The following is a 24,186-nucleotide window of genomic DNA, read 5'->3' as shown; positions in this document are numbered from 1 at the left end:
CCGATGCAAAAAAAAAACGCCCCGAACCAGTCGGGGCGTTTTTTCGAGGATGCGGCCTCGGGTCAAAGCTTAGCGGATACCGTCCTGGCCCAGGTTGCCCGGCTGGAATTCGCTCTTGGTGGCAGAGAAGCCGAAGTCATAGGCCTGTTTCTCTTCGTTCTTCATGCCCAGCGCCAGGTAGCGGCCCGATTGCAGGTCGTACAGGGCTTCCAGCGCGTACCACGGTACTTGCTTGTCGTAGTAGTCCTCGGCGTGCGCCTCGGCCACACGCCACAGCTGACCGCGACCGTCATAGTGGTCGATGACCGCTGCCTGCCAGGTGTCTTCGTCGATGTAGAAGTCACGTTTGGCATAGATATGGCGCTGACCCGGTTTCAGGGTGGCGACCACGTGCCAGACACGACGCAGCTCGTAACGGGTCAGATCCTGATTGATGTGGCCAGCCTTGATGATGTCGGCGTACTTGAGGGTCGGCGAGTCGATCTTGTAGCTGTTGGAGGCAATGTACATCTCCTTCTTGCCTTCGAGTTTCCAGTCGTAGCGATCCGGCGCACCGTTGTACATGTCGAGGTTGTCGGAGGTACGCAGACCGTCCGCTGCAGTGCCCGGACCGTCATACGATACTTGCGGTGCCTGACGCACACGACGCTGACCAGTGGCGTAAACCCAGGCCTTGCGCGGCTCCTTCACCTGGTCGAGGGTTTCATGCACCAGCAGTACGGTACCGGCCAGACGTGCCGGCGCAGTCACTTTCTGCTTGAAGTAGAACAGGATGTTGCCCGGGTTGGCCGGGTCGTAGTCCTTCATCTTGTCGCGGAACACGAACTGGTCCTGGAAATACACCAGGCTGAACGAGCCGTTGGTTTGCGGCGTCGCCTGGGTCACCAGACGGGTCACGCTGCCACCGCGATAGCGGGTGATGTGGTTCCAGATCACCTCCAGACCGCTTTTCGGAATCGGGAACGGCACGGCGGTATCGAAGTTTTCCAGACCGTTGCCGCCCGCCACCAGATTGGTGGTGGTGGCGTTTTTCTTGATCGCGGCGAACACGTCATCCGGCACGGTCGAGCCGCGATGGGACGGATAAACCGGAATCTTGAAGGTGTCCGGGTAGCGCTTGAACATCGCATACTGGCCCGGTGCAAGCTTGTCCTTGTACTGCTCGACGTTCTGCGCGGTGATGGTGAACAGCGGCTTTTCACTGCCGAACGGATCGGACAGGAAGCCCTTGCTGTCGACCGTGCCGGCATTTTTCGGCAGCGGTTTCCAGGCCGGGATCGAACCGTCGGCGTTGCCGGCCATTTCGGCGCCCATCGGCGTCAGGCTCTTGCCCAGCTTGTCGGCTTCGGCGGCGGGAACGGCCGCCATGACGCTGGTCGCCAGCAGCGACAAGCCCAGAACACCCGCGTGGAACAGACTCTTTGTTATTTTCATATGTGTGTTCGTCCTGAAAAAACTGTGCTTAGAAGTTCACGCCGACGCTCAAGGCCACGAAGTCACGATCGTCCACGGTCGTGTAGTCGCCGCCAAAGAAGTTGGTGTAGGCCAGGCTTGCGGTGTAGGTGTTCTGGTATTCGGCATCAAGACCGAGGCTGATGGCCTTGCGACCTTCCTCGAAGTTGCCGCCAGGACCTGGCGAGTAACCTTTCACGTCATGCGACCAGGCCACGTTCGGCTTGAGGTTCACACCGGCGAACACGTCGCTGTAATCCCAGATGGCCCGAGCGCGATAGCCCCATGAGGTGGCCGTGGTGAAACCGTCGTTGTTGCAGTTGCTGGAAACGTTATCGCGCGAAGCCCCTGGACCGGCACCGTTGACGGTGGAGTTGTTGAGGATCTGCGAGCAGGTATTGAGACCACCCGTGGCAGGCAGCTCACCCGGGCCGAACACCGGGTCGCGGCCGTAACGGGCTTCGGATTTGCTTTCCAGGCCACCGACGTGGGTCACACCGACTTCACCCACCAGGGTCAGACGGTTGGCGCCCATCACCTGATCGAAGAAGTGCGTCAGGGTGGTTTGCAGTTGGGTAATTTCTTTACGGTTGTAACCGTGCAGGTCCTGGCCCGGCACGCCGTTGAGAATCGACGCGTTGGTCAACGCGCCACCCAGCGGACGTACGCCGGCGAACAGAATGTCGGTGGAGTTCAACTGCACCGGCGCATTCGGCCGGTAGCTGACCTCACCGCTCCACGCCGTACCGGTAGGCAGGGTGGTGGAGAAGCTCAGACCGTACAGGCGAATATCTTCAGGGTATTCGATGAAGTAGTTCGAGTTGCCTGCGACGACCAGTGGCCCCAGCGCCTGGAACGGCCCCGGCAATGCCGCCACACCGTTATAGATACGTTGTGGCGCGCCGGTGGCGCTGAAAATCGGCGCACGGCTGTGGTAGTTCATGAAGTAGGCGCCGAACTCGGTGGCCAGCGGGTCGAACATGTACTTGGCAGAAACGCCCCACTGGCCGCTGTCGCGGGCGTTGCGGTTAGGCGAACGGCGCACCAGCACGCCTTCTTCGTTGACATCCACGCCGGCGGCGGCCAACGGCCCGAGCGCAATGCCCGGAATGGTCGAACGCTTGTTCAGCACCCGCAGGTTGTCGTCGCAACCGGTGGTGACGATGTCCGGCTGCGAGAAGAACGTGCCGCAGTTGTCGGTCACGGTCTTCTGCCAGTCGATCTGGTAGAAACCTTCGGCCGAGAGGTTTTCGGTGATGCTCTGGGACACATAGAACATGTTGACCGGAATCAGGCCTTCCTTGATTTCGGCACCCGGACGGCGGAACGCGGACACGTCGATCGGGTTGATCGAGTTGATGCCGCCGCCGATGAAGGTACTTTCACCCCAGTTCACCACCTGCTTGCCCAGACGCACCGAACCCGGCTCATCGGCGATCGAGTAGTTGTGGTAAACGAAGGCGTCGAGGATCTGCCCGCCGGAAGAGCGCGCTGCGACGTCGCGGTTGTGGTTGCTGACGTCTTTGTATTCCAGGTCCTGATTCTGCAGCGCGAAGTCGTACCAGTATTTGCCCCGGACGAAGACCCCGGTGTCGCCGTATTTCAATTCGAGATCATGGATGCCCTTGAAGATCTTCGAGAACGCTTGCCCGCTCTTGAAGTTCAGGTGGCCGTTATCGGAGGTCTGGGACAGGCCCTTGCCGCCGTTGTTGACACCAATAAGGTCCTTGTTCGGCTGCTGAGTCGAGATACTCATGCCCAGGGAGAGCGAGGAGTCGAACTGACCTTCGATTTCACCGACGTTGAAACTGACGCCGAATGCGGGCCCGGCGAGCGTAGAGGCAAGACTGACGGCCAGAGGCAGTTTAGCCCGGCGCCAGAACTGGTTTACTGATGTCATCGACGCTACTCCATGTGCATTATTGTTATGGCAGTGAGTACTTTTAAAAACGCCTGGAAGACCGGGAGCCAGTAGCCACCCGACGTCACTCCAAAGTTGCATCGCCCCTGTTCGTGCGTGTGCCCCGTTCTTAAAAATCCTTGAGCGGACTATAGCCAGCAGGGGGTACTGCTTGATCCCTCTAAAGTGTGATTTGCAACTGCCGGCCACTCTGGAACAGTCCTTTCGCCAGTCCGACAGATGTCGGCCCGGCAAGGATGGCTGATTTTTTCGATTTCACAAGCCAAGCGCTTGCTTGGTGGGTCTGGCGCGCCGGTTTCGGCGCGCCAGCAGACGCTCAGAGCGTCGAGAGGAAGGTGCTGTTGTTGGCCTGCCATTCGGTGATGTCGAGGCGGATGCGCTTCTTGTCGAGTTTGCCGACACTGGTCTTGGGAATTTCCGTAACAAGGGCGATCTGACTTGGAATCGCCCACTTGCTCAGGTGCCCCAATTCCACGAACGGCTTGAGGTGTTCCTTGAGTTCGCGCGCACCGATCGCGTGCCCTTCGCGGATCACCAGCAGTGCAAACGGCCGCTCGCCCCACTGCGGATCGGCGATGCCCACCACTGCTACTTCGCGTACCGCCGCGTGGCGGCTGATCAGGTCTTCCAGGTCCAGCGAGGAGATCCACTCACCGCCGGTCTTGATCACGTCCTTGATGCGGTCGCGGATGTCGATCACGCCCATGCTGTCCAGCGTTGCCACATCGCCGGTGTGCAGCCAGCCACCGGCCCAGAGCTCGGCGCCCTTCTGCGGTTCGTTGAAATAGCCTTCGGTGAGCCATGGTGCACGCAGCACCAATTCGCCCTGGGTTTCGCCGTCGGCGGGCAGGAAGTTGCCGTCGCCATCGACGATCGCCGCTTCCACCAGCGGCCCCGGCACACCGGCCTTGATCCGGTAAGTGGTGCGTTCGTCTTCGGTGCCGGCCATCAACTCGTCGTTGAGGTGGGCGCAGGAAACCAGTGGCCCGGTTTCCGACATGCCGTACGCCGCCGTCAGCTGAATGCCCCGGGCCTTGGCGGTTTCATACAGCGTGCGGTTCAGCGCGCTGCCACCGATGACGATCTTCCAGCCGCCGAAATCAGTGCCTTGCGCGCCTTTGGCGTTGAGCAGCATCTGCAGAATGGTCGGCACGCAGTGGGAGAACGTGACCTTCTCCTTGCGCCACAACTCGACCAGGAACTCAGGGTCGTAACGCCCCGGATAAACCTGTTTGAGCCCAAGCATGGTCGCCACGTACGGCAGGCCCCAGGCATGCACATGGAACATCGGGGTGATCGGCATGTACACGTCGTTGGTACCTAGCAGGCGCACGCTGTCGATCGCGCCCATGATGGTCGACACGCCCATGGTGTGCAGCACCAGTTGCCGATGGGTGAAGTACACGCCTTTCGGGTTGCCGGTGGTGCCGGTGGTGTAGAAGGTGGTGGCCACCGAGTTTTCGTCGAAGTCCTGAAAGTCGTACTGCGGGCTCGCAGCGGCCAGCAGTTGCTCATATTCGCCGACCAGGTTCGGCAGCTCGGCGGTCTTCTCCGGCAGATCGGTCAGCAGCAGGGTTTTCTCCACCGTGGTCAGGTGCGGCGCAATGGCCTGATACAACCCGACGAACTCGCTGTTGACCAGCACGAAGCGGTCCTCGGCGTGGTTCATCGTGTAGAGGATCTGTTCCGGCGACAGACGCACGTTGATGGTGTGGATCACCGCGCCGATCATCGGAATGGCAAACATGCATTCGAGGTAGCGATGGCTGTCCCAGTCCATCACCGCCACGGTGTCACCCGCCTTAACCCCGGCCGCCGTCAACACGTTGGCCAGCCGCGCAACCCGCTCGATCAGGGTCGGATAGCTGTAGCGCAACTGGTCTCGGTAGATGATCTCGCGGGTTTTCTCGTAACGGGCGCCGGACATCAGCAGCCGTTTGATCAGCAATGGATACTGGTAGGCCCCATCGGCCGGGGGAATGACGCGAGTCTGCAACATATGAATCCCTTTTCTGGCTGCACGGTGTTGGCGTAGAGAGCGTTACTCTAGAGCCGTTATACCCCAGTCAAATCAGCCGAAGGAATGATTTGCACAGCCGTACAAATGCTAGCTTTGCGCCAGCATTTGCCGGTATTCAGCGCGGATCAGGCGGTTTGCCCTACAGCCGCTTCGGAAGGTGTGCGTGGGAAAACCAGCGCCGCGAGGAAGGTCAACGCGCCAAAACCTGCCAGCACCAGATAAAGCCCAACAAAACCGTGGCGCGGTTCAAGGTAGGCAATCAGCGGAATCGCTGTCGCACTGGCGCCGAACGACAGGCAGTAACGCAGGGCGAAGACCCGCGATTGCCACTGCGGCGCAACGAAATTGGCGACCATCGAGTCGTTCACCGTGACCTGGCCGAACACCACGAACATGAACGCCGCACCGAGTACGATCACGGCCCAGCCATCGACATACGCCATGGCGTACAACAGCGGTGCCTGACACAGCGTCAAGACGAGAAACGGCCATTTCAGACTGACCCGGTGCAATACCTGACCGATGCTCAACTGCGCCACCGCACCGAAGGCATACGCCAGGCTGACCACCACGCCGAGGGTTTGCGGCGACGCGAACAGGTCATGCAGACGCTCCTGAAACAGCTTCGGATAGGTCATGGTGGTGGCGTTGAACACCACGCCACCGGTGGCCGTCGCCAGCGCCAGCACGCCGAATACCATGAGCATTGAGATCCGCTGCCCGGCTGCTCCTTTGAGCGCAGTGTGCGGACGCTGCGGAATTGGCTCTTCGCGCACCTGCAAGGCAAAGCCGATGCCCAGCACGATCGCCACCATCCCCGGTAACACGAAAGCCGAACGCCAGCCGAACTGCGCAACCAGCAAACCGGTGATCAGCGCTGAAAACGCCACGCCGAGGTTGCCCCACATGCCATTGATGCCGATCTCCCGCCCGCGATTCTGCGCGTAGGCCACCAGCATCGCGGTGCCCACCGGGTGGTAGATTGCGGCGAAAATGCCGATCAGGGTCAGCCCGATCAGCAGCATCGTCGGGCTGCTGCTCAGCCCGGTGAGGATCGCCGAGACGCCGATACCGAAGAAAAACACCAGCATCATCTGCCGCCGGCTCCAGTGATCGCCCAGCCAGCCGGCCGGTAGCGAACACGCGCCAAAGGCAATGAAGCCGCCCAGCGACAGGCCGATCAGCGCGGCGTAGTCGAGGCCAAAGGCTTGGGTCATGCCGAGCACGGCGGCGGGGAAAATCAGCATGAACATGTGATCGATCACATGGGCAGCGTTGACGTAGCGGATGACGTTTCGGGATTGGTTCATGGCGGCACGCTTGCGTTTGTTATGGGTGGATTGTTGTCAGCGGCTTTATGCTAAGTTGGCGAAAAAGCGCATACCTGCCAACCAGGTCATCGAATCCGACATGTTGATCAGCCACTTCGAACACGGCCCGGTGAGCGCCTATCCCCGGGACTATCTGGACGGCGCGCACCAGCCGCTGCACCTGCACCGCGAGGCGCAGTTGCTGTATGCCGTCAGAGGGATCATGCGGGTGGTCACCGATCTCGGTGCCTGGGTGATTCCGCCGAGCCGCGCGGTATGGATTCCGCCGCAAGTCGCGCACGAGATTTTCATGTCTGGCGATGTGCAGATGCGCTCGCTGTTCATCGCCCCCGAGCTTTCGCCGGCCAGCCTCCAGCAGTGTTGCGTGCTGGCAGTAACGCCGCTGTTGCGCGAGTTGATCCTGCGCGCCGTGCAGGGGCCGCCGCATGCGGACAATCCACTGATCCAGCAGTTGATGCTGGAAGAACTGGCCAGCCTGGAAAACCTGCCGCTGCACATCCCGATGCCGACTGACCGGCGCCTGCAGAACATCTGTCTGGCGTTGCTGCACACACCGGATCACCCCAACACTCTGGAAGACTGGGCGCAGCAGGTCGGCGCCAGCTCACGCACCCTGGCGCGGCTGTTCCAGCGACAACTGAAGATGAGTTTCAACGCCTGGCGCCAGCAACTGCGCCTGATGGAAGCCCTGCCGCGCCTGCTCGCCGGGGACAGCGTGCAAAGCGTGGCGCGGGACCTGGGTTACGGTAGCGCGCGGGCGTTCAGCGCGATGTTTCGCCGTTTGCTCGGGGACAACCCCCGCGACTACCTGAATAATCTGAGCAAACTCAGCCAACTCGTGTAGGAATTCCCCATCTCCCTGTGGGAGCGAGCTTGCTCGCGAAAGCAATCTTCCAGTCACCTGTGATATCGACTGATCCGACGCCTTCGCGAGCAAGCTCGCTCCCACAGTTTTGATCGGATTTCAGCTCTTAGTGCATCTCGGTAAACGCGATTTTCACGCCGAGAGCGATCAGCACCGCGCCCATGGTGCGGTCGAACCAATGGCCCATGCGGGCGAAACCGGCGCGAACGCGTTGCTGACTGAACAGCATCGCCACCAGACAGAACCAGAAAGCGGTCGCAACGGCCAGGTAAACCCCGTAACCCGCCTGCACCGCCAGTGGCGTGTGCGGGTTGATCACCACGGTAAACAGCGACAGGAAGAACAGCGTGGCTTTCGGATTCAGACCATTGGTCACGAAGCCCGAGGTGAACGCGCCGCGCGCGGTGCGCACACCGGCTTCCTTGTGCAGGTCATCGGTAACGGTTTTCGCCGGCTGCGCGCGCAAGGCCTTGAAGCCGATGTACAACAGATACGCGGCGGCGGCCCATTTCAAGGCGTTGAACAGCACGATCGATTGCGACACGATCAGGCCGATGCCCAGCAGCGAATAACCCACGTGCAGGAAAATCGCCGTGCCCACGCCCAGCGCGGTCCAGGTGCCGGCGCGACGGCCATGGGTCACGCTCTCGCGCACCACCACGGCAAAGTCCGGGCCGGGGCTGGCCACGGCCAGCAGGTGGATCAGGGCAACGGTCAAGAACTCGGTCCAGTACATGGGGGCTCCTCTTTAATGAGTAAAAACAATTCATCAACTGGCTCAAACCCTGTGGCGAGGGAGCTTGCTCCCGCTCGGCTGCGCAGCAGTCGTAAAACCTGAAACACCGGTGTGCCTGACACAATACGGTGAATGGGTTTGGGTCTGCTTCGCAGCCCAGCGGGAGCAAGCTTCCTCGCCACAGGGTATTGCGGGCGCTGTGAGTAACCAATTGTTTCATCTGGTAGGCTCGGCAGATTACGCCTTCCGTTCCAAGCACAAAAGGTACAGTTGATGACGAACCCGCGCCGCGCCGTATTCCTTGATCACCCGTCACTGGATCTCGGCGATCTCGACCTCAGCCCGTTGCGCGCCTGCTTCGGCGACCTGCAACTGTTCGCCCAGACCGCCCCTGAACAAGTCGCCGAACGCCTGCACGGCGCCAGCGTGGCGATCACCAACAAGATCCGCATCGACGCCGCCGCGATGGCCGCCAACCCGGATCTGCAACTGATCCTGATCACCGCCACCGGCACCAACAACGTCGATCTGGACGCGGCTCGCGCCCACGGCATCACCGTGTGCAACTGTCAGGGTTACGGCACGCCGTCGGTGGCGCAGCACACGATCATGCTGCTGCTCAACCTCGCCACCCGCCTCGCGGATTATCAAAAAGCGGTCGGCGAAGGTCGCTGGCAGCAGGCCAGACAGTTCTGCCTGCTGGACTACCCGATTGTCGAACTGGAGGGCAAAACCCTTGGCCTGCTTGGTCACGGTGAGCTCGGCGGCGCGGTCGCGCGGCTGGCCGAAGCGTTTGGCATGCGTGTGTTGCTCGGGCAGGTTCCCGGCCGCCCGGCACGCCCGGATCGCCTGCCATTGGACGAACTGCTGCCGCAGATCGACGCCCTGACCCTGCATTGCCCGCTCAATGAACACACCCGACACTTCATCGGTGCCCGCGAACTGGCGGCGATGAAACCCGGCGCTTTCGTGGTCAACACCGCCCGTGGCGGCTTGATCGACGAACAGGCCCTGGCTGATGCCCTGCGCAACGGTCACCTCGGCGGCGCGGCCACCGATGTGCTCAGCGTGGAACCGCCGGTCAATGGCAATCCGTTGCTCGCCGCCGATATTCCCCGGCTGATCGTCACCCCGCACAACGCCTGGGGCAGCCGTGAAGCGCGGCAGCGTATCGTCGGCCAATTGACCGAAAACGCCCGGGCATTCTTCAGCGGTACAGCGCTGCGGGTCGTCAGTTGATAAACTACGGCACTTTTTTTCCAGGGAGCAGTTATGGATCCGCGCAGTGAAGTACTGCTTCGTCAGGCCGAGTTATTCCAGGGTTCGCTGTTGTTGGCCGGGTTGCCCGCCGACGATCTGCTCGGGCGCCTGCCCAATGCGTTCGGCTGGTGCTGGCATGCCGGCGATCAAGCCGCCCTCGATGCACGTTTCGAAGGTCGCAGCCATTTCGGTGTGAACGTGCCGGAGCGCGAGTTCGACAGCGCCGTGGTGTTTTTGCCCAAGTCCAAGGACCTGACCGATTACATCCTCACCGCGGTGGCCGCTCGCCTGCCCGGGCGCGAGGTGTTTCTGATCGGTGAAAAACGCAGCGGCATCGAGGGCGCATCGAAGCAGCTCAACCCGTTCGGCAAGCCACGCAAACTCGACAGCGCCCGTCACTGCCAACTGTGGCAGGTCACCGTGGCCAACGCGCCTGAAGCAAAATCGCTGGAAAGCCTGGCGCAGACTTATGAGCTGCCACTGGCCGAAGGCCCGTTGAAAGTCATCAGTCTGCCGGGCGTGTTCAGCCATGGTCGACTGGATCGCGGCAGCGCCCTGCTGCTGGAGCATCTGGACAAACTGCCGAGCGGCCACCTGCTCGACTTCGGCTGTGGCGCCGGTGTTTTGGGCGCGGCGGTCAAACGGCGCTATCCACACAATCAGGTGACCCTGCTCGACGTCGATGCGTTTGCCGCCGCCAGCAGCCGCCTGACGTTGGCGGCCAACGGTCTGGAAGCCGAGGTGCTGACCGGTGACGGCATCGACGCCGCGCCGATGGGGTTGAACGCGATTCTGAGCAATCCGCCGTTCCATGTCGGGGTGCATACCGATTATTTCGCCACCGAGAACTTGCTGCGAAAAGCGGCCAAACATCTGAAAAACGGTGGCGAACTGCGCCTGGTTGCGAACAGTTTCCTGAAGTATCAGCCGCTGATCGAGGAGCATCTGGGCGTGTGTGCGATCAAGGCCGAAGGCAATGGTTTCCGGATTTACCGGGCCAAGCGCGGCTGAAAATTAGCACTTGCCGAATGGGTTCTGCCTAGGCAGAATCCGCTCCGTCCTAGGGGAGTAGTCTCCCACGAGCGCCAAGCTCGTCCGGCATACGTCAACATACTTGATCTTCAGATCATGGCGTATGCGACCCAAGCGTCCGCACCAGACGGATCGCAGGGTTTGACAAGACCTATGACACGCACACCTTACCCGGGGCGGGAAGGCTGTACGTGTCATAGCCGTGTCGACCCGCCCCTTAGGAAAATCCTGATGCTGGACTCGTTACTCGTTCCCACCGCAATCGTTGCCTTGGCCGAAATCGGCGACAAGACGCAACTGCTCGCGCTGATTCTCGCCGCTCGCTTTCGCAAACCCTGGCCGATCATCGCCGGTATCGTCGCCGCGACCCTGGCCAACCACGCGGCAGCCGGTGCGGTAGGCGCCTGGTTCGGCAGCTTCTTCTCCGATTCTGTTCTGCACTGGATTCTCGCCGCAAGCTTCACCGCCACTGCGCTGTGGACACTGGTCCCGGACAAGATGGACGACGATGAAGCCAGCACCGCACGCAAGTTCGGGCCCTTCCTGACCACGCTGATCGCATTCTTCCTGGCGGAAATCGGTGACAAGACACAGATCGCCACGGTGATGCTGGCGGCACAATATCCGGAGCTGTGGCTGGTGATCATCGGGACGACGGCGGGCATGTTGATTGCCAACGTGCCGGTGGTATTGGCCGGTAACTTTGCTGCGGAGAAATTGCCACTGACCTTGATCCGTCGCCTGGCGGCTTCGGCGTTCTTCATTCTGGCGATCGTGGCGGTGTACAAGGCGATGCAGAGCAGTGGCTGGGTTTAATTCCGGCCTGAAGTAACACTGAACTGTGGCGAGGGAGCTTGCTCCCGCTCGGCGGCGCAGCCGTCGCAAACCCTGCTAATACGGGTTAACTGTTAATCCGTGATTGTAGGGTTTGGGGCCGCTTCGCAGCCCAGCGGGAGCAAGCTCCCTCGCCACAAAAGCAGGTTCGCCTTGCCTTCGTGCTGATCAGGATTTCGGGGCTTTCTCGTACAACGGCATCACCTTCGGAATCGCTGCCTGCAACGAGGCGATGCGGCTGGCCGAGGCCGGGTGAGTGCTCATGAACTCCGGCGGTGCACCTTCCGAGGCCTTGCTCATCTTGTTCCACAAGGTGATCGCAGCATTCGGGTTGTAGCCGGCGCGGGCGGCCAGTTCCAGACCGATCAGGTCGGCTTCGTTTTCATTGGCGCGGCTGTTGGGCAGCGTCATGCCGTAGTTGGCCACGGTGTCGGCCAGCGCCAGGCTGTCCTGACCCAGACCGAACAACGCACCGGCGCCCTGCTTGGCCATTTCAATGCCATAAGCCTTGGACATCGCTTCACGACCGTGCTCGCGCAGGGCGTGGGCGATTTCATGGCCCATGACCGCCGCGATTTCATCGTCGGTCAGCTTCAGGCTGTCGATCAGCCCGGTGTAGAAAATGATCTTGCCGCCAGGGCCGCAGTTGGCGTTGAGTTCGTCGCTCTTGATCAGGTTGACTTCCCACTGCCATTGCGCCGCATCCGGGCGGAAGGTCGGCGCCTGGGCGATCAGCCGGTTGGCGATTGCCTGAACCCGTTTGGCCTCGGGGCTGGTCTTGTCCAGCACGCCCTTGCTCGACGCCTCGCCAACGGTCTTCTGATAGGACTGGGCATACATCTGGTCGACCTCTTGCGAGGACAGCATGCTGAACATGTACTGCTTGCGCTCCACACCGACGGCTCCGCCGCTGGTGGTGTTGACCGACTGACAACCGGCCAGCAACAGCGCTGCGCTCAGTGCACTTACAACCAATGTCTTGTTCATTCAAAAGCTCCCTGAAAACCTGCCGCGTATCCTAGGGGGTGAATTGTATCGGCGCCAGATACAACAGACGTGTTGCAGGGTCTTTCGGAAGTTTCCCACCGCTACTGTCGTAAAAAATTCACAGCAACCGGCAGACCCGCTGCCACTGCGTCGCGCACTGATCCATTTGCGACATCGCCCGCCCAATATTCCGCTCGCCACTCATGGCGCAATGCCTGCTGCCGATACAACAGCGCAGACGTCCTCTTGCGTGCGGAGCTCCCATGAAGTTCAAGTCGATCCAGTTTTCCGTCGCCGCCCTGGCCGGCGCCATCGTGCTCAGCGTGGTTGCCGCGCTGGTGCTGTACGCGCTGTTTTCCGGTGCCCGCACCCAGGACATGGTGCAGCAGCGCACCCAGGCGCAGTTCGAACAAGTCATCGAACAACGCCTGACCTCGCTGGCGCAGACCCAGGTCAGCCAGATCCAGCGCGAACTCGAAGCACCGCTGCTGATTGCCGGGGGGCTGGTGCGGGTCAATGCGCTGCTCGGCACACCGGGCGCCGACGGCCAGCCAAAACTGAGCGTCAGCCGTGAGCAATTGATCAGCCTGATCAAGGAAAACGTCGAGAAGAACCCGAAGATTCTCGGCACCTACATCGGTTGGGAAAAAAACGCACTGGACCACAATGACGCGGCCTACATCGGCACCAGCGTGGTCGGCATCGATGCCGCCAACGGGCGCTTCCTGCCGTGGTGGTTCCGCAACGACGACGGCACCCTGGGCCTGGACAAACTGGTGGACGTCGACGACCAGAAAGTCCTGTCCACCGGCGTGCGCGCCAGCGAGTACTACCTGTGCTCGAAAGAGAGCAAGAAATCCTGCGTGATCGATCCGGCGCCGTACAAAGTCGGCGACAAGGTCGTGATGCTCGCCTCGTTCATTGAACCGATCATGCTCAACGGCGCGTTCCAGGGCATCGTCGGCGCCGACCTGTCGGTGAACTTCATCCAGGAAATGCTCCTCGCTGCCAACCAGAAGCTGTACGGCGGCGCCGGGCAAATGGCCCTGATCGGCGGCAACGGCCGGATCGTCGCCTACACCCAGGATCCGAGCAAATTCGGCGAGAAGGTCAGCGACATTCTCGACGCCGAGCAGATTGCCAACATGGCCAATCTCAAACGTGGCGAAGTCACCTACTCCGTCAACAAGGACAAGGGCCGCATCGAGCTGTACCTGCCGTTCGGCATCGGCCAGACCGACGCGCGCTGGACCCTGATGCTGCAACTGCCGCTGAACGCAGTGATGGCGGATCTGCAGAAACTCCAGGCCGACCTTGATGCACAACGCAAGTCCGACACCTTCGGCATGGCCATGGTCGGCTTGATCATCGCCGCCATCGGCCTGCTGGTGATTTGGCTGGTAGGCCATGGCATCGCCCGACCACTGAAGCAGATGGTCGCCATGCTCGATGACATTGCCAAAGGTGAAGGCGATCTGACCCGCCGCTTGAGCAGTGATCGCAGCGATGAGCTGGGCTCGATTGCCAAAGGCTTCAACACCTTCCTCGCCAAATTGCAGGCGATGATCACGCAGGTGGTGACGTCAGTGCAGAGCGTCAGCGATTCCTCCGAACATACCGCCGACATTGCGATTCGCACCAACATCGGCATTCAGAAACAAATGGCCGAGATCGATCAGGTCGCCACCGCGGTGCAGGAAATGACCGCCACCGCGCAAGACGTGGCGCGCAACGCCACCCAGGCCGCGCAAGCCGCCAGCCATGCGGATCAGGCCGCCGGTCAGGGCATGCAGATTGTCCGTGACACCTCGAATTCGATCGGCGTGCTGGCGGTGGAAATCGGCAAGGCCGTGGAGGTGGTGCAGACCCTGGCCAAGGACAGTGAAAACATCAATGCGATCCTCACCGCGATTCGCGGGATCGCCGAGCAGACCAACCTGCTGGCGTTGAACGCGGCGATCGAAGCGGCGCGGGCCGGCGAGCAGGGTCGCGGCTTTGCCGTGGTGGCGGACGAAGTGCGCAATCTGGCGCAGAAAACCCAGAAGGCCACCGAAGAAATCCAGAGCATGATCCAGCAACTGCAACAGGGCACCCGCGATGTGGTGCGGGTCATGGAAGACAGCCAGAACCGCACCGACGAAAGTGTGCAGCACGCGGCGAAAGCCGCCGAGGCGCTGGAGACGATTACCCAGGCGGTGTCGGTGATCAATGACATGAACACGCAGATCGCCAGTGCGGCGGAGGAGCAGAGCGCGGTGGCGGATGACATCAACCGCAACGTGATCAATATCGGTCAGGTGGCGAATGAAGTCGCGGGTGGTGCGGACGAGTCGAGTTCGGCGAGTGCCGGCCTGACCAAACTGGCGGAGCAGCAGCGGCGGTTGATCAATCAGTTCAAGGTCTGAAAATCGAAAAGCCCCTCACCCTAACCCTCTCCCAGAGGGAGAGGGGACTGATTGGGGGATATTGACGAAATACACCGACTTGAACGCTCAGCTTTGAATCCACAATCGACTGGTTATTTCAGGTCGATGTATGACGGGAGACAGCTCGGTCAGTCCCCTCTCCCTCTGGGAGAGGGTTAGGGTGAGGGGCTTTTGACTTAACCCGGAGTCAGGCATTCCGGCCCATTGAGCTTCGGATCATTCACCAGGTTCGCCAACACCCGCTCACGCAATGCTGCCGGCTCACTGGCGAGCAAGCCCTGCAACACATGCAGCGGCGTCTCGGGATCGAGCCAGGCCGCCTGCCCCGCCTCATCGAGAATCAGCGGTCGGCGCTGACTGGCCGCCGGCTGCGTGATGACGGCGGTGCTCAGCCACACTTGCTCCTGCACCGGATACGCCTCCCAGATCGCCGCGAAAAACAGCGACGAACCCTCCCCTGGCGTCAGCCAGTACGGGCGCTTGCGCAGATTACCGCGCCATTCGTAGAAACCGTTGGCCGGCAGCAGGCAGCGGCGCAGGCGCAACGCCTCGCGGAACATCGGCTGCTCGGCCACCGTTTCGGCCCGGGCATGCGCCGGTGTTTTCGACAGATCGGTCAGCCACGGCGGCGTCAGACCCCAGCGGGCGCGGGCCAGCGTGCGTTGGCCGTCAGCCTCGGCACGCAGCATCAGCACCGAATCATTGGGGGAAATGTTCCACTGCGCCTGCTGATCGGCGGGAAATCCGGGCAGGGCCGCGAAGTCGCGGTTCCAGCGAAACAGGGCATAACGTCCACACATGGGGCAACACGACTCAGAAATAAAACGAACGTCAGCCTAACAGACCAGCGTCCCGGGGAAGCTCTCCGGTTCATCGCCGGGCAGCGGCAGTGCGGCATTGTACGCGGTGATCAGTTCGCGGGCGTATTCGGCCTGATCGTTTTCGACCGACAGCCCGAGCAGGCCGAAAATCGGCAATTCGCCCGTACCGCCGAGCAGATCGCGGCCCACCAGGTGCGCCTCGATGCCTTCACTGGCGAGCATGCCCTTGAGCATCTCGCCTTCCATCAGGTTTTCCGGCTCGTAGATTCGCTGCATGCGCGCCCCTCACTCGTTTTCGCTGAAGACTTCCAGAAACCAATCCTCGCCATGCACCTGCAAGACAAACGTGATCGGTCGACAACACACCTGACAGTCTTCGATGTAGGTCTGATCGCCGCCAGACAGGTCTACCGTCGTCTCGACCGTTTCCCCACAATAAGGACATTCGTATTCAGCGGCTTCCAGCATCGCGGTCTCCCAGGTGACTTGTGCGTATAATCGCCGGTCTATTTGCAGGGCTATTTTTGTCTGGCTACTTTTTCAGACCGTGCCCCGCGGGTTTTCGATCAAAACCTTTACTTACCCTAGCCGTTTCCAACAAGAGAGCATGATGGGCGAATTCGATGCCATCCGACCTTACGACGACAGCGAAGTACCTGCGGTACTGGCAAGACTGCTCGGCGACAAGGCGTTTCTAGATATCCTCACCCACTTCCGCTTCCCGCGTTTTGCCGGTGCCTTCGGCTGGATGCTCAAACCACTTATAGCCCATCGGTTGCGTCGTGAGTTTGCCGACGTGACCTCGGTGGCCACTTTGCAGGACAAAGTCGAGTTCTACGTCGACCACACCATCGAGCGCGCCACTGATGGCGTGACCTACACCGGTGTCGAACAATTCAAGTCCGGCAGCGCCTACCTGTTTATCGCCAACCACCGCGACATCGTGATGGACCCGGCCTTCGTCAACTACGCGGTGTACCACGCCGGCCTGCCGACGCCGCGCATCGCGATCGGCGACAACCTGCTGCAAAAGCCCTTCGTCAGCGATCTGATGCGCCTGAACAAGAGCTTTATCGTGCACCGCTCGATCACCGGGCGTCGCGAGAAGATGGCGGCGTATCAATTGCTGTCGGCGTACATCAACCACTCGATCCGCAACGATTGCGCCTCGATCTGGATCGCTCAGGCCGAGGGCCGGGCAAAGGACGGCGACGACCGTACCGAGTCGGCGATCCTCAAGATGTTCCACATGAGCCGCAAGGACGAGCCGTTCGGCGAAGTGATTCAGTCGCTGAACCTGACCCCGGTGTCGATCAGCTACGAATACGACCCGTGCGACCAGGCCAAGGCCCGTGAGCTGTACATCCGCGCCACCACCGGCACCTACGCCAAGGCGCCGGGCGAGGATGACGTGAGCATTGCCAAGGGCATCACCGGCTACAAGGGCCGGGTGCACGTGAACTTCGCTGCGCCGATCACCGAGCTGTTCGAAGACACCAAGCAATTGGCGGTCGAGATGGACAAGCAGATTCTCGGCGGATATCGCCTGTTCCCGGTGCATTACCTGGCGTATGCGATGTGGGCCGATGCCGATCCGCAATTGAACGTGCCGAAGGCCGCCGAAGTGTTCCCGGCGGACGAACTGGCCAAGGCACAGGAAGAATGGCAGCGCCGCCTGGACGCCTGCCCGCAGGAGCACCGTCCGTATCTGGTGCTGCAATATGCGACGCCGGTGCGTAATCAGTACCGGGTGAAGGCTGGGTTGCCGTTGTAAAACCTGTTGGCAAATCACACTGTGGCGAGGGAGCTTGCTCCCGCTGGGCTGCGCAGCGGCCCCAAGTTTTTGTGAGCGCTACGCACTCAGCGGGAGCAAGCTCCCTCGCCACAAAATTGCGCATCAGATTCAGAAGCGGGTGCTGATCCAGGAGACGATCAGGGCCAGCCCGAGGCAAGCAAAACCGAAGCGGTAGAAAAAGCGGTTCATGCGCAACGTCGCCCAATCCAGAATCGGTTCGGCGTTCGGTTGGGCCTGGCGTTGCGCGGCGATGCTGGCCATGGCGCGTTGTTCACGACGGCGGGTCGCGTGCAGCAGCCAACTGCCCGGGAAGGCCAGAGCCAACGCCAGCAGGTTGATCAATTTGGCGGGATGGGCGGTAAACAGCGTCATCAAGTGCAGCGACATCACAGACCTCGGAACTGAATCGGTGTGGCAGGCGCCCGATCGACGACTGCGGCGCGGATTCTACCGAAACACGCCTGCACTCCCCTACCCTTTACGACAAATAACCTGACAATCGACCGATGGCTGTCCTGTGTCACGGCTTCGTCATTTACATCGGCCACCATGCGCGCCTCGAAACACACATGGAACGCGACATGCTGCACGCCGAAAACCAGGACCGTCTGTACCTCATCACCCCGACCGACGAACAACAAAGCCTCGTCGGCAGCCTCGCCTTCAATGTTCAGGATCGCCACTGGCTGGTGTATTGCGCCCTCGGCGGGCATCAGCATGCGGATTTGCCGGAGACGGATTTGCTGACGGGTGTGAGTGTTCTCGACTTCTACTCCCAGGCCGCGTGAACAACACCGCCCCCCCTGTAGGAGCTGCCGCAGGCTGCGATCTTTTGATCTTGTTTTTAAAAATCAAAGTCAAAAGATCGCAGCCTGCGGCAGCTCCTACAGGGGATTAGCGTCGAACTGCAGGCATGAAAAAGCCCGGGGCCATCACTGGCACCGGGCTTTTTCACGTCAGCCGCAAAGCTTATTCGGCGAGGATCTGACCCACGGTCGGGTCCTTGAACAGACGGGTCAGGGCATCGCTCAACACGTCGCTGACCAGCTTGGTGTTGGTTTCCTGGTTCGGCGCCATGCCGAAACGCTGATCCAGCGAAGCGCCGTAGCGGCCGCTGTAGCGACGATTGCCGCTCTGCACGTCGGAGCGGAAGGTCGCGCCGATGGTGGCTTCGGTCACGTACATGCCTTCTTTCGGCGATTGGTACTTCAGCTCGGTCAGGGTCACGGTCAGTTGCGGTGCGTTCATCCCGTTGCTGGTCGGGGTGAAGCCGAGCAGACGCACGGCGGCTTCAGCCTGAGCCTGCAGCTTGGGCAGGATCTGCTCGCGCTGCACGGTGATCGCGCTGGTTTCCGGGTACAGGCCGCCACGGGTGCCGAGGGTTGGCGACGGACGACCGTCCACCACGCGCACCACCACTTGCTGGCCATGGCCGACCGGGGCCAACTGGGTTGTCAGCTTCGGTTCCGGGCTCAGTTGTTGCGGGCTGTGGGCGCAGCCAACCAGGGTCAAACTGGTCACAGTGATCAAACCGAACAACAGGCGTTGCAACATGCTCTTTTCTCCAGAATCAGGCACAGACAGGCCGGCAGTATAGCGGTGGGCCACTGCGGGTCACCAGCACTCGACAGTGAATACTGAAATGTCTGACAAACCCTCGCGAAAGCGGTTCCTGTCACAGATTATTCACCGCCCATACACCTTGGCGTCACGGCCTCTTGCCAAGCTTCAAACCAGCCCTCCAACAAGGTATTCGGCCATGCGATATCTGATCTCGTTGTTCGCTCCACGCCCGTTGCACCGCAGCTTTGCCCTGCTCGACCGCAACGGTCATTGCCAGGCATTCAAGCAATGCAGCCTGCAACCGATGGGCGATGGCTGGGTGGAAATTGAAGAAATCCGCCTCAACTGGTTGCACCAGCCACTGCCCGCCAGCGCCCGCGTCATACCGTCGCAGCCCCGCGCACGCGTGCAAGCGATGTTAAGCATCTGACCGGATGCCTAATAAAAGTCATTAAACACGAGCAACTGCCCGCATTTCTTCGATACAATCTCCCCCCGATTATAAGGACGTCTCCTGATCGGGCCCCGCAACAGCGTCAATGCGCATGCATCGACACCCAAATCGCCCACAGAGAGCCGCCCACACAGATCGAGTGAAGTTGGCGCGCTTGCCTGTTCTTCCGGCAAAAACCCCGCTTTTCGCGAATCTGCAGAGCTGTCATGACGCTCGGCCACCGCGTTGTTTTGCCCTTGCGGGCAGGGTGCCAGGCCTGGACAGCCCTTTTTTGAGGTTCACGTCTTCAAAAGAGCGTGAAAAAAACGGGTTTTCACAACTTCACAAGAGTGTGGCGAGCAAATGAAAAGTTTTGCGTCTGAACATGCACCATTAGCGTCTGAAACAGCCCAACGACACAGGACCGGGTATACCTCGAATATCGGAGCCTGAAGCCTGTCCGCTACGGATTTGGTTGCACAAAAACGGATGTCTCGACCATAAGTCGAATTGCCAGCCGCGTGCTGAAATGAGTTCATGGAGCTCTTGAAGCCAGGCCGCATGCATCCGTCGAAGTTGCGAAAAATTGCGAAGATTCGGACATGACGAACCTGACCATGGGTATCCGGGGCGCAACTGACCTGCCCCGTCACTCCCTGGCAGCCATGCCGACAATTTGGTGCTGCAGATTTTGGAGACGCGTTAAATGGCGCATAACGAAGCAGTCGACGTAGTTCTGGTTGGGGCGGGCATCATGAGTGCCACCTTGGCAGTACTGCTCAAAGAGCTCGACCCGGCGATCAAGCTGGAAGTCGTCGAGTTGATGGATTCCGGTGCTGCGGAGAGTTCCAACCCGTGGAACAACGCCGGTACCGGCCACGCCGGCCTGTGCGAGCTGAACTACACGCCGCAGGCAGCCGACGGCAGCGTCGACATCAAGAAAGCCGTGCACATCAACACCCAGTTCGAAGTGTCCAAGCAGTTCTGGTCGTACCTGACCAAGAAAGGCACCTTCGGCTCGTGCAAATCCTTCATCAGCCCGGTGCCACACCTGAGCTTCGTCCAGGGTGACAAAGGCGTGTCGTTCCTCAAGGAACGCTTCAACGTGCTGCACAAGCACCACGCCTTCGCCGACATGGAATACACCGAAGACAAGGCCAAGATGGCCGAGTGGATGCCGCTGATGATGCCGGGCCGCTCGCCGGACGAAGTCCTGGCCGCGACCCGCGTGATGAACGGCACCGACGTCAACTTCGGCGCCCTGACCAATCAGTTGCTCAAGCACCTGACCAGCGCACCGGACACCCAGGTCAAGTACTGCAAGCGCGTCACCGGCCTCAAGCGTAACGGCGCCGGCTGGACCGTCAGCATCAAGGACGTCAACAGCGGCACCAGCCGTGAAGTCGACGCCAAGTTCGTCTTCCTCGGCGCTGGCGGCGCGGCTCTGCCATTGCTGCAGGCCTCGGGCATCGAAGAAAGCAAAGGCTTCGGCGGCTTCCCGATCAGCGGCCAGTGGCTGCGTTGCGACAACCCGGAAGTGGTCAAGCACCACCAGGCCAAGGTCTACAGCCAGGCGGCAGTCGGTTCGCCACCGATGTCGGTGCCGCACCTGGACACCCGTGTGGTCGATGGCAAGAAATCCCTGCTGTTCGGGCCATACGCCGGTTTCACCACCAAGTTCCTCAAACACGGTTCATTCATGGACCTGCCGCTGTCGGTTCGCGCCGGCAACATCGGACCGATGCTGGCAGTGGCGAAAAACAACATGGACCTGACCAAGTACCTGGTCAGCGAAGTGATGCAATCGATGGAGCAGCGCCTGGAATCGCTGCGTCGCTTCTACCCTGAGGCGAAAGCCGAAGACTGGCGTCTGGAAGTGGCCGGCCAACGGGTACAGATCATCAAGAAAGACCCGAAAAAGGGCGGCATCCTGCAATTCGGTACCGAACTGGTCGCGGCGAAAGACGGCTCCCTCGCCGCCCTGCTCGGCGCTTCGCCAGGTGCTTCGGTGACCGTTTCGATCATGCTCGAGCTGATCGAGAAATGCTTCCCGGCCAAGGCCAAGGGTGAGTGGGCAGCCAAACTGGCGGAGATCTTCCCGGCCCGCGAGAAAGTCCTGGAAACCGATGCTGCGCTGTATCGCAAGATCAACACGCAGAACAACATCGCTCTGGAACTGGTTGAAGAAAGCAGCGAGACCCCAAGCTTCGCTTGACCTTGCAGCATAAAAAAACGCCCCGTACTCAGTGAGTGCGGGGCGTTTTTTTATGGCCGAAATTTGAAACACTGACCTCTGTGGCGAGGGAGCTTGCTCCCGCTTGAGTGCGCAGCGCTCACAAGAGTTTGGGGCCGCTGCGCAGCCCGGCGGGAGCAAGCTCCCTCGCCACAGGGACGGTGTCAGGCGCGGGCCTTGTCGATCAGCTCGATGTACTCGGCCGCGTTACGCTGATCCTTGATCAGATCAACAAACGTCTGACCGTGCTCATCCTTGCCATCCACGTCATAACCGGCGGCCACGAAGAACGTCAGGAAGCGCTCGAAATCGTCGATGCGCAGGCCACGGTAGGCCTTGACCAGTTTGTGCAGCGACGGCGAAGTGGCGTCGACCGGTTCAAAATCGAGGAACAGCTTGATCTGCTCATCGCCGATCTCGTCACCAATCACTTGTTTCTTATCTTTACGCATTGCCGACTCCAGCTCGCAGACATTACACGGGGCGGGCAGTTTACCCCTGCCCTGCCACCCGGCTCAACGCGAACGAACGGCCCCGGTGTGCAGATCGGCCCAGATATGACCATTGGCGTAACTGAGGAACTGCACATACACGGTGTCGTTGCGCAGCAGATCGATCACCACCCGGTACTGGGCCAGCGGGTAGAACAGGGTCAGGGTTTTGCTCTTGTCGTCATAAACCGGTTTTTTCAGGCTTTTGCTTTCGCCATCGAAATTGACCAGCACCTGGGCGATGGTTGCGCCCTTGTTCAGCGACTTGCCCTTGAGGCGAATCATCAGCGGCGACGTGACCGGAATCGGCTGCTGGTTGGACTGGCGTTGCGCACCGACCACCACCGAATAATCGGTGACTTGCAGCAGTTGTTGCTGTTCGGGTTCGGCATCGCGCAGGGTCAGGTCGTCCGGCGGCAGGAATTGGCTGTGCATCGGGGCGGCGGCCAGGGGCAGGCTGAGGGTCAGCAACAGGGCGGCAAGGCTGCGGAACAGAAGGCTCATGACAGGCTCCGGGGGGCGGGGCCGAGCACTTTAGCAGTCTTTTAAAAGCAAAAGATCGCAGCGTTCCGCAGCTCCTACACGGAATTTGTAGGAGCTGCGGCACGCTGCGATCTTTTGATCTTGCTTACATGCCTTTAACGGCAAAGATCCCGTTGGCGTTGCGCCAGTAGCCTTTGTAGTCCATGCCGTAACCGAAGATGTAGCGGTCAATGCACGGCAGGCCGACGAAGTCTGCCTTCAGGTCAGGCCGCGCCTTGCGGTCGTGATCCTTGTCGATCAGCACGGCGGTGTGCACTTTGCGCGCGCCGGCGTGTTTGCAGAAGTCGATGATCGCGCCCAGGGTGTGACCTTCGTCGAGGATGTCGTCGATGATCAGCACGTCGCGGTCGATGAACGAGACTTCCGGCTTGGCTTTCCAGAACAGGTCGCCGCCGCTGGTTTCGTTGCGATAACGGGTCGCGTGCAGGTAGGACGCTTCCAGCGGGAATTGCAAGTGAGTCAGCAGTTTTCCGGAGAAGATCAGCCCGCCGTTCATCACGCAGAACACCACCGGGTTGCTGTCGGCCAGTTGTTCGTTGATTTGTGCACCGACGCGGGCGATGGCGGCCTCGACTTCAGATTCGGTGTACAGGCAGTCAGCCTCTCGCATGATTTGACGGATATGCTCGAGATCAGCGGACATGGCGCTCTCCAGGGGATGTTTTCGGAAAAGCGGGCAAAGGTACGCATCCCGTGAGGCCGAATCAAGCCTTAATGGACTAACGTACTCAATGTCCTATAGGACATCACCCTCGGATAGATTAATCTAGGCCGGTTTTTTTGCCCGCCGCCGGAGTTTTTCCATGCCCATCCTCGAGATCCGCCACCCGCTGATCCGCCATAAACTCGGCCTGATGCGCCGCGCCGATATCAGCACCAAGAATTTCCGTGAGCTTGCTCAGGAAGTCGGCGCCCTGTTGACCTATGAAGCTACAAAAGATCTGCCGCTCGAATCCTACGATATCGCCGGTTGGTGCGGCACGGTGTCGGTGGAGAAAATCGCCGGCAAGAAGATCACCGTCGTGCCGATCCTGCGCGCCGGCATCGGCATGCTCGAAGGCGTGCTGAGCCTGATCCCGGGTGCCAAGGTTTCCGCGGTGGGCGTTGCCCGCAACGAAGAAACCCTGCAAGCCCACACCTATCTGGAGAAACTGGTTCCGGAAATCGACGAACGGTTGGCGATGATCATCGACCCGATGCTCGCCACCGGCAGCTCCATGGTCGCGACCATCGATCTGCTGAAGAAAGCCGGTTGCAAGGACATCCGCGCGATGGTGCTGGTTGCCGCGCCGGAAGGCATTGCCGCTGTGGAACAGGCTCACCCGGACGTGACCATCTACACCGCGTCCATCGATGAGCGCCTGAACGAACACGGCTACATCATTCCTGGGCTTGGCGACGCCGGTGACAAGATCTTCGGTACCAAGCAGAAGGACGCGTGAG

Annotated in this window: 24 protein-coding genes and 1 riboswitch; of the genes, 10 read left to right on the top strand and 14 right to left on the bottom strand. The window is 60.6% G+C overall.

Features of this window, described 5'->3' with window-relative positions:
- Positions 1-69 precede the first annotated feature (69 nt).
- From ACU680_RS00440 to ACU680_RS00425, 4 genes are all read right to left on the bottom strand, one after another.
- The gene (locus tag ACU680_RS00440; RefSeq protein WP_007961831.1) at positions 70-1,434 is read right to left on the bottom strand and encodes a DUF1329 domain-containing protein; all 1,365 of its coding nucleotides are present in this window, start codon (positions 1,432-1,434) and stop codon (positions 70-72) included.
- A 28-nt stretch (positions 1,435-1,462) separates the two neighbouring features.
- The gene (locus ACU680_RS00435; protein WP_007961832.1) at positions 1,463-3,352 is read right to left on the bottom strand and encodes a DUF1302 domain-containing protein; all 1,890 of its coding nucleotides are present in this window, start codon (positions 3,350-3,352) and stop codon (positions 1,463-1,465) included.
- Positions 3,353-3,689: 337 nt separating this feature from the next.
- On the bottom strand, positions 3,690-5,372 hold the full coding sequence (locus ACU680_RS00430; protein ID WP_448178384.1) for a fatty acid--CoA ligase: 1,683 nt from the start codon (positions 5,370-5,372) through the stop codon (positions 3,690-3,692).
- A 146-nt stretch (positions 5,373-5,518) separates the two neighbouring features.
- Positions 5,519-6,703, bottom strand: a complete 1,185-nt coding sequence (locus ACU680_RS00425) for an MFS transporter (protein ID WP_448178383.1) — start codon at positions 6,701-6,703, stop codon at positions 5,519-5,521.
- A gap of 100 nt (positions 6,704-6,803) precedes the next feature.
- Between ACU680_RS00425 and ACU680_RS00420 the strand changes: the two genes are divergently transcribed.
- Complete coding sequence (locus ACU680_RS00420) at positions 6,804-7,568, top strand: AraC family transcriptional regulator (RefSeq protein WP_367085688.1); 765 nt, start codon at positions 6,804-6,806, stop codon at positions 7,566-7,568.
- 127 nt (positions 7,569-7,695) lie between these two features.
- Here the strand turns inward: ACU680_RS00420 and ACU680_RS00415 are convergent, their stop codons facing one another.
- A complete protein-coding gene (locus ACU680_RS00415; RefSeq protein WP_027612203.1) occupies positions 7,696-8,325 on the bottom strand; it encodes a LysE family translocator in 630 nt (209 codons plus the stop codon).
- A gap of 273 nt (positions 8,326-8,598) precedes the next feature.
- Here ACU680_RS00415 and ACU680_RS00410 point away from each other — a divergent pair, with 273 nt between their 5' ends.
- From ACU680_RS00410 to ACU680_RS00400, 3 genes are all read left to right on the top strand, one after another.
- Positions 8,599-9,564, top strand: a complete 966-nt coding sequence (locus ACU680_RS00410) for a 2-hydroxyacid dehydrogenase (protein WP_448178382.1) — start codon at positions 8,599-8,601, stop codon at positions 9,562-9,564.
- A 33-nt stretch (positions 9,565-9,597) separates the two neighbouring features.
- On the top strand, positions 9,598-10,596 hold the full coding sequence (locus ACU680_RS00405) for a methyltransferase (protein ID WP_448178381.1): 999 nt from the start codon (positions 9,598-9,600) through the stop codon (positions 10,594-10,596).
- Between the two features lie 39 nt (positions 10,597-10,635).
- Positions 10,636-10,760: riboswitch (yybP-ykoY riboswitch) on the top strand.
- 88 nt (positions 10,761-10,848) lie between these two features.
- A complete protein-coding gene (locus ACU680_RS00400; protein ID WP_007967721.1) occupies positions 10,849-11,433 on the top strand; it encodes a TMEM165/GDT1 family protein in 585 nt (194 codons plus the stop codon).
- Positions 11,434-11,619: 186 nt separating this feature from the next.
- Here ACU680_RS00400 and ACU680_RS00395 read toward each other — a convergent pair whose 3' ends face one another.
- Positions 11,620-12,438 carry a M48 family metallopeptidase gene (locus tag ACU680_RS00395; RefSeq protein WP_108592723.1) on the bottom strand — a complete coding sequence of 273 codons (819 nt, stop codon included), beginning with the start codon at positions 12,436-12,438 and terminating at the stop codon, positions 11,620-11,622.
- 263 nt (positions 12,439-12,701) lie between these two features.
- On the opposite strand from ACU680_RS00395, the gene ACU680_RS00390 reads away from it, so the two are divergent.
- A complete protein-coding gene (locus tag ACU680_RS00390; protein ID WP_448178380.1) occupies positions 12,702-14,843 on the top strand; it encodes a methyl-accepting chemotaxis protein in 2,142 nt (713 codons plus the stop codon).
- A gap of 197 nt (positions 14,844-15,040) precedes the next feature.
- Here the strand turns inward: ACU680_RS00390 and ACU680_RS00385 are convergent, their stop codons facing one another.
- The 3 genes from ACU680_RS00385 to ACU680_RS00375 are packed head-to-tail and all read right to left on the bottom strand — an operon-like array spanning position 15,041 to position 16,153.
- The gene (locus ACU680_RS00385) at positions 15,041-15,664 is read right to left on the bottom strand and encodes an SOS response-associated peptidase (protein WP_204895333.1); all 624 of its coding nucleotides are present in this window, start codon (positions 15,662-15,664) and stop codon (positions 15,041-15,043) included.
- 36 nt (positions 15,665-15,700) lie between these two features.
- Positions 15,701-15,961: a putative signal transducing protein gene (locus ACU680_RS00380; protein WP_003228093.1), complete on the bottom strand. Its 261-nt coding sequence runs from the start codon at positions 15,959-15,961 to the stop codon at positions 15,701-15,703.
- A gap of 9 nt (positions 15,962-15,970) precedes the next feature.
- Positions 15,971-16,153: a CPXCG motif-containing cysteine-rich protein gene (locus ACU680_RS00375; RefSeq protein ID WP_007967714.1), complete on the bottom strand. Its 183-nt coding sequence runs from the start codon at positions 16,151-16,153 to the stop codon at positions 15,971-15,973.
- Positions 16,154-16,295: 142 nt separating this feature from the next.
- Between ACU680_RS00375 and ACU680_RS00370 the strand changes: the two genes are divergently transcribed.
- Positions 16,296-17,459 carry a 1-acyl-sn-glycerol-3-phosphate acyltransferase gene (locus ACU680_RS00370; protein WP_448178379.1) on the top strand — a complete coding sequence of 388 codons (1,164 nt, stop codon included), beginning with the start codon at positions 16,296-16,298 and terminating at the stop codon, positions 17,457-17,459.
- Between the two features lie 129 nt (positions 17,460-17,588).
- Here ACU680_RS00370 and ACU680_RS00365 read toward each other — a convergent pair whose 3' ends face one another.
- Positions 17,589-17,867 (bottom strand): hypothetical protein, encoded by a 279-nt coding sequence (locus ACU680_RS00365; protein WP_007967709.1) that lies wholly within the window; start codon positions 17,865-17,867, stop codon positions 17,589-17,591.
- A 194-nt stretch (positions 17,868-18,061) separates the two neighbouring features.
- On the opposite strand from ACU680_RS00365, the gene ACU680_RS00360 reads away from it, so the two are divergent.
- Entirely contained in the window at positions 18,062-18,268 is a 207-nt protein-coding gene (locus ACU680_RS00360) for a hypothetical protein (RefSeq protein WP_027612213.1), read from the top strand.
- Between the two features lie 181 nt (positions 18,269-18,449).
- On the opposite strand, the gene ACU680_RS00355 is transcribed toward ACU680_RS00360, so the two are convergent.
- Entirely contained in the window at positions 18,450-19,034 is a 585-nt protein-coding gene (locus tag ACU680_RS00355; RefSeq protein WP_003228101.1) for a YajG family lipoprotein, read from the bottom strand.
- Between the two features lie 205 nt (positions 19,035-19,239).
- On the opposite strand from ACU680_RS00355, the gene ACU680_RS00350 reads away from it, so the two are divergent.
- Together ACU680_RS00350 and mqo are read left to right on the top strand one after the other, a co-directional pair.
- A complete protein-coding gene (locus ACU680_RS00350; RefSeq protein ID WP_003228102.1) occupies positions 19,240-19,473 on the top strand; it encodes a hypothetical protein in 234 nt (77 codons plus the stop codon).
- A gap of 709 nt (positions 19,474-20,182) precedes the next feature.
- Entirely contained in the window at positions 20,183-21,691 is a 1,509-nt protein-coding gene (gene mqo / locus ACU680_RS00345) for a malate dehydrogenase (quinone) (RefSeq protein WP_448178378.1), read from the top strand.
- A 182-nt stretch (positions 21,692-21,873) separates the two neighbouring features.
- Here mqo and ACU680_RS00340 read toward each other — a convergent pair whose 3' ends face one another.
- The 3 genes from ACU680_RS00340 to ACU680_RS00330 all read right to left on the bottom strand — a co-directional run bounded on the left by ACU680_RS00340 (position 21,874) and on the right by ACU680_RS00330 (position 23,386).
- Entirely contained in the window at positions 21,874-22,161 is a 288-nt protein-coding gene (locus tag ACU680_RS00340) for a PA4642 family protein (RefSeq protein ID WP_448178377.1), read from the bottom strand.
- A 63-nt stretch (positions 22,162-22,224) separates the two neighbouring features.
- Positions 22,225-22,704, bottom strand: a complete 480-nt coding sequence (locus tag ACU680_RS00335) for a hypothetical protein (RefSeq protein ID WP_400764033.1) — start codon at positions 22,702-22,704, stop codon at positions 22,225-22,227.
- Positions 22,705-22,828: 124 nt separating this feature from the next.
- Positions 22,829-23,386 carry a hypoxanthine-guanine phosphoribosyltransferase gene (locus ACU680_RS00330; protein WP_016987197.1) on the bottom strand — a complete coding sequence of 186 codons (558 nt, stop codon included), beginning with the start codon at positions 23,384-23,386 and terminating at the stop codon, positions 22,829-22,831.
- Between the two features lie 160 nt (positions 23,387-23,546).
- Here ACU680_RS00330 and upp point away from each other — a divergent pair, with 160 nt between their 5' ends.
- A complete protein-coding gene (gene upp, locus ACU680_RS00325; protein WP_003228118.1) occupies positions 23,547-24,185 on the top strand; it encodes a uracil phosphoribosyltransferase in 639 nt (212 codons plus the stop codon).
- Position 24,186 lies beyond the last annotated feature (1 nt).

The organism is Pseudomonas sp. LF020 (assembly GCF_053456425.1).
This window is presented reverse-complemented; position numbering and strand designations above follow the sequence as displayed.

Bases quoted from the DNA above. Each gene is read 5' to 3' on its own strand.
- ACU680_RS00440 (WP_007961831.1), bottom strand. From the start codon at position 1,434: ATGAAAATAACAAAGAGTCTGTTCCACGCGGGTGTTCTGGGCTTGTCG.
- ACU680_RS00435 (WP_007961832.1), bottom strand. From the start codon at position 3,352: ATGACATCAGTAAACCAGTTCTGGCGCCGGGCTAAACTGCCTCTGGCC.
- ACU680_RS00430 (WP_448178384.1), bottom strand. From the start codon at position 5,372: ATGTTGCAGACTCGCGTCATTCCCCCGGCCGATGGGGCCTACCAGTAT.
- ACU680_RS00425 (WP_448178383.1), bottom strand. From the start codon at position 6,703: ATGAACCAATCCCGAAACGTCATCCGCTACGTCAACGCTGCCCATGTG.
- ACU680_RS00420 (WP_367085688.1), top strand. From the start codon at position 6,804: ATGTTGATCAGCCACTTCGAACACGGCCCGGTGAGCGCCTATCCCCGG.
- ACU680_RS00415 (WP_027612203.1), bottom strand. From the start codon at position 8,325: ATGTACTGGACCGAGTTCTTGACCGTTGCCCTGATCCACCTGCTGGCC.
- ACU680_RS00410 (WP_448178382.1), top strand. From the start codon at position 8,599: ATGACGAACCCGCGCCGCGCCGTATTCCTTGATCACCCGTCACTGGAT.
- ACU680_RS00405 (WP_448178381.1), top strand. From the start codon at position 9,598: ATGGATCCGCGCAGTGAAGTACTGCTTCGTCAGGCCGAGTTATTCCAG.
- ACU680_RS00400 (WP_007967721.1), top strand. From the start codon at position 10,849: ATGCTGGACTCGTTACTCGTTCCCACCGCAATCGTTGCCTTGGCCGAA.
- ACU680_RS00395 (WP_108592723.1), bottom strand. From the start codon at position 12,438: ATGAACAAGACATTGGTTGTAAGTGCACTGAGCGCAGCGCTGTTGCTG.
- ACU680_RS00390 (WP_448178380.1), top strand. From the start codon at position 12,702: ATGAAGTTCAAGTCGATCCAGTTTTCCGTCGCCGCCCTGGCCGGCGCC.
- ACU680_RS00385 (WP_204895333.1), bottom strand. From the start codon at position 15,664: ATGTGTGGACGTTATGCCCTGTTTCGCTGGAACCGCGACTTCGCGGCC.
- ACU680_RS00380 (WP_003228093.1), bottom strand. From the start codon at position 15,961: ATGCAGCGAATCTACGAGCCGGAAAACCTGATGGAAGGCGAGATGCTC.
- ACU680_RS00375 (WP_007967714.1), bottom strand. From the start codon at position 16,153: ATGCTGGAAGCCGCTGAATACGAATGTCCTTATTGTGGGGAAACGGTC.
- ACU680_RS00370 (WP_448178379.1), top strand. From the start codon at position 16,296: ATGGGCGAATTCGATGCCATCCGACCTTACGACGACAGCGAAGTACCT.
- ACU680_RS00365 (WP_007967709.1), bottom strand. From the start codon at position 17,867: ATGTCGCTGCACTTGATGACGCTGTTTACCGCCCATCCCGCCAAATTG.
- ACU680_RS00360 (WP_027612213.1), top strand. From the start codon at position 18,062: ATGCTGCACGCCGAAAACCAGGACCGTCTGTACCTCATCACCCCGACC.
- ACU680_RS00355 (WP_003228101.1), bottom strand. From the start codon at position 19,034: ATGTTGCAACGCCTGTTGTTCGGTTTGATCACTGTGACCAGTTTGACC.
- ACU680_RS00350 (WP_003228102.1), top strand. From the start codon at position 19,240: ATGCGATATCTGATCTCGTTGTTCGCTCCACGCCCGTTGCACCGCAGC.
- mqo (WP_448178378.1), top strand. From the start codon at position 20,183: ATGGCGCATAACGAAGCAGTCGACGTAGTTCTGGTTGGGGCGGGCATC.
- ACU680_RS00340 (WP_448178377.1), bottom strand. From the start codon at position 22,161: ATGCGTAAAGATAAGAAACAAGTGATTGGTGACGAGATCGGCGATGAG.
- ACU680_RS00335 (WP_400764033.1), bottom strand. From the start codon at position 22,704: ATGAGCCTTCTGTTCCGCAGCCTTGCCGCCCTGTTGCTGACCCTCAGC.
- ACU680_RS00330 (WP_016987197.1), bottom strand. From the start codon at position 23,386: ATGTCCGCTGATCTCGAGCATATCCGTCAAATCATGCGAGAGGCTGAC.
- upp (WP_003228118.1), top strand. From the start codon at position 23,547: ATGCCCATCCTCGAGATCCGCCACCCGCTGATCCGCCATAAACTCGGC.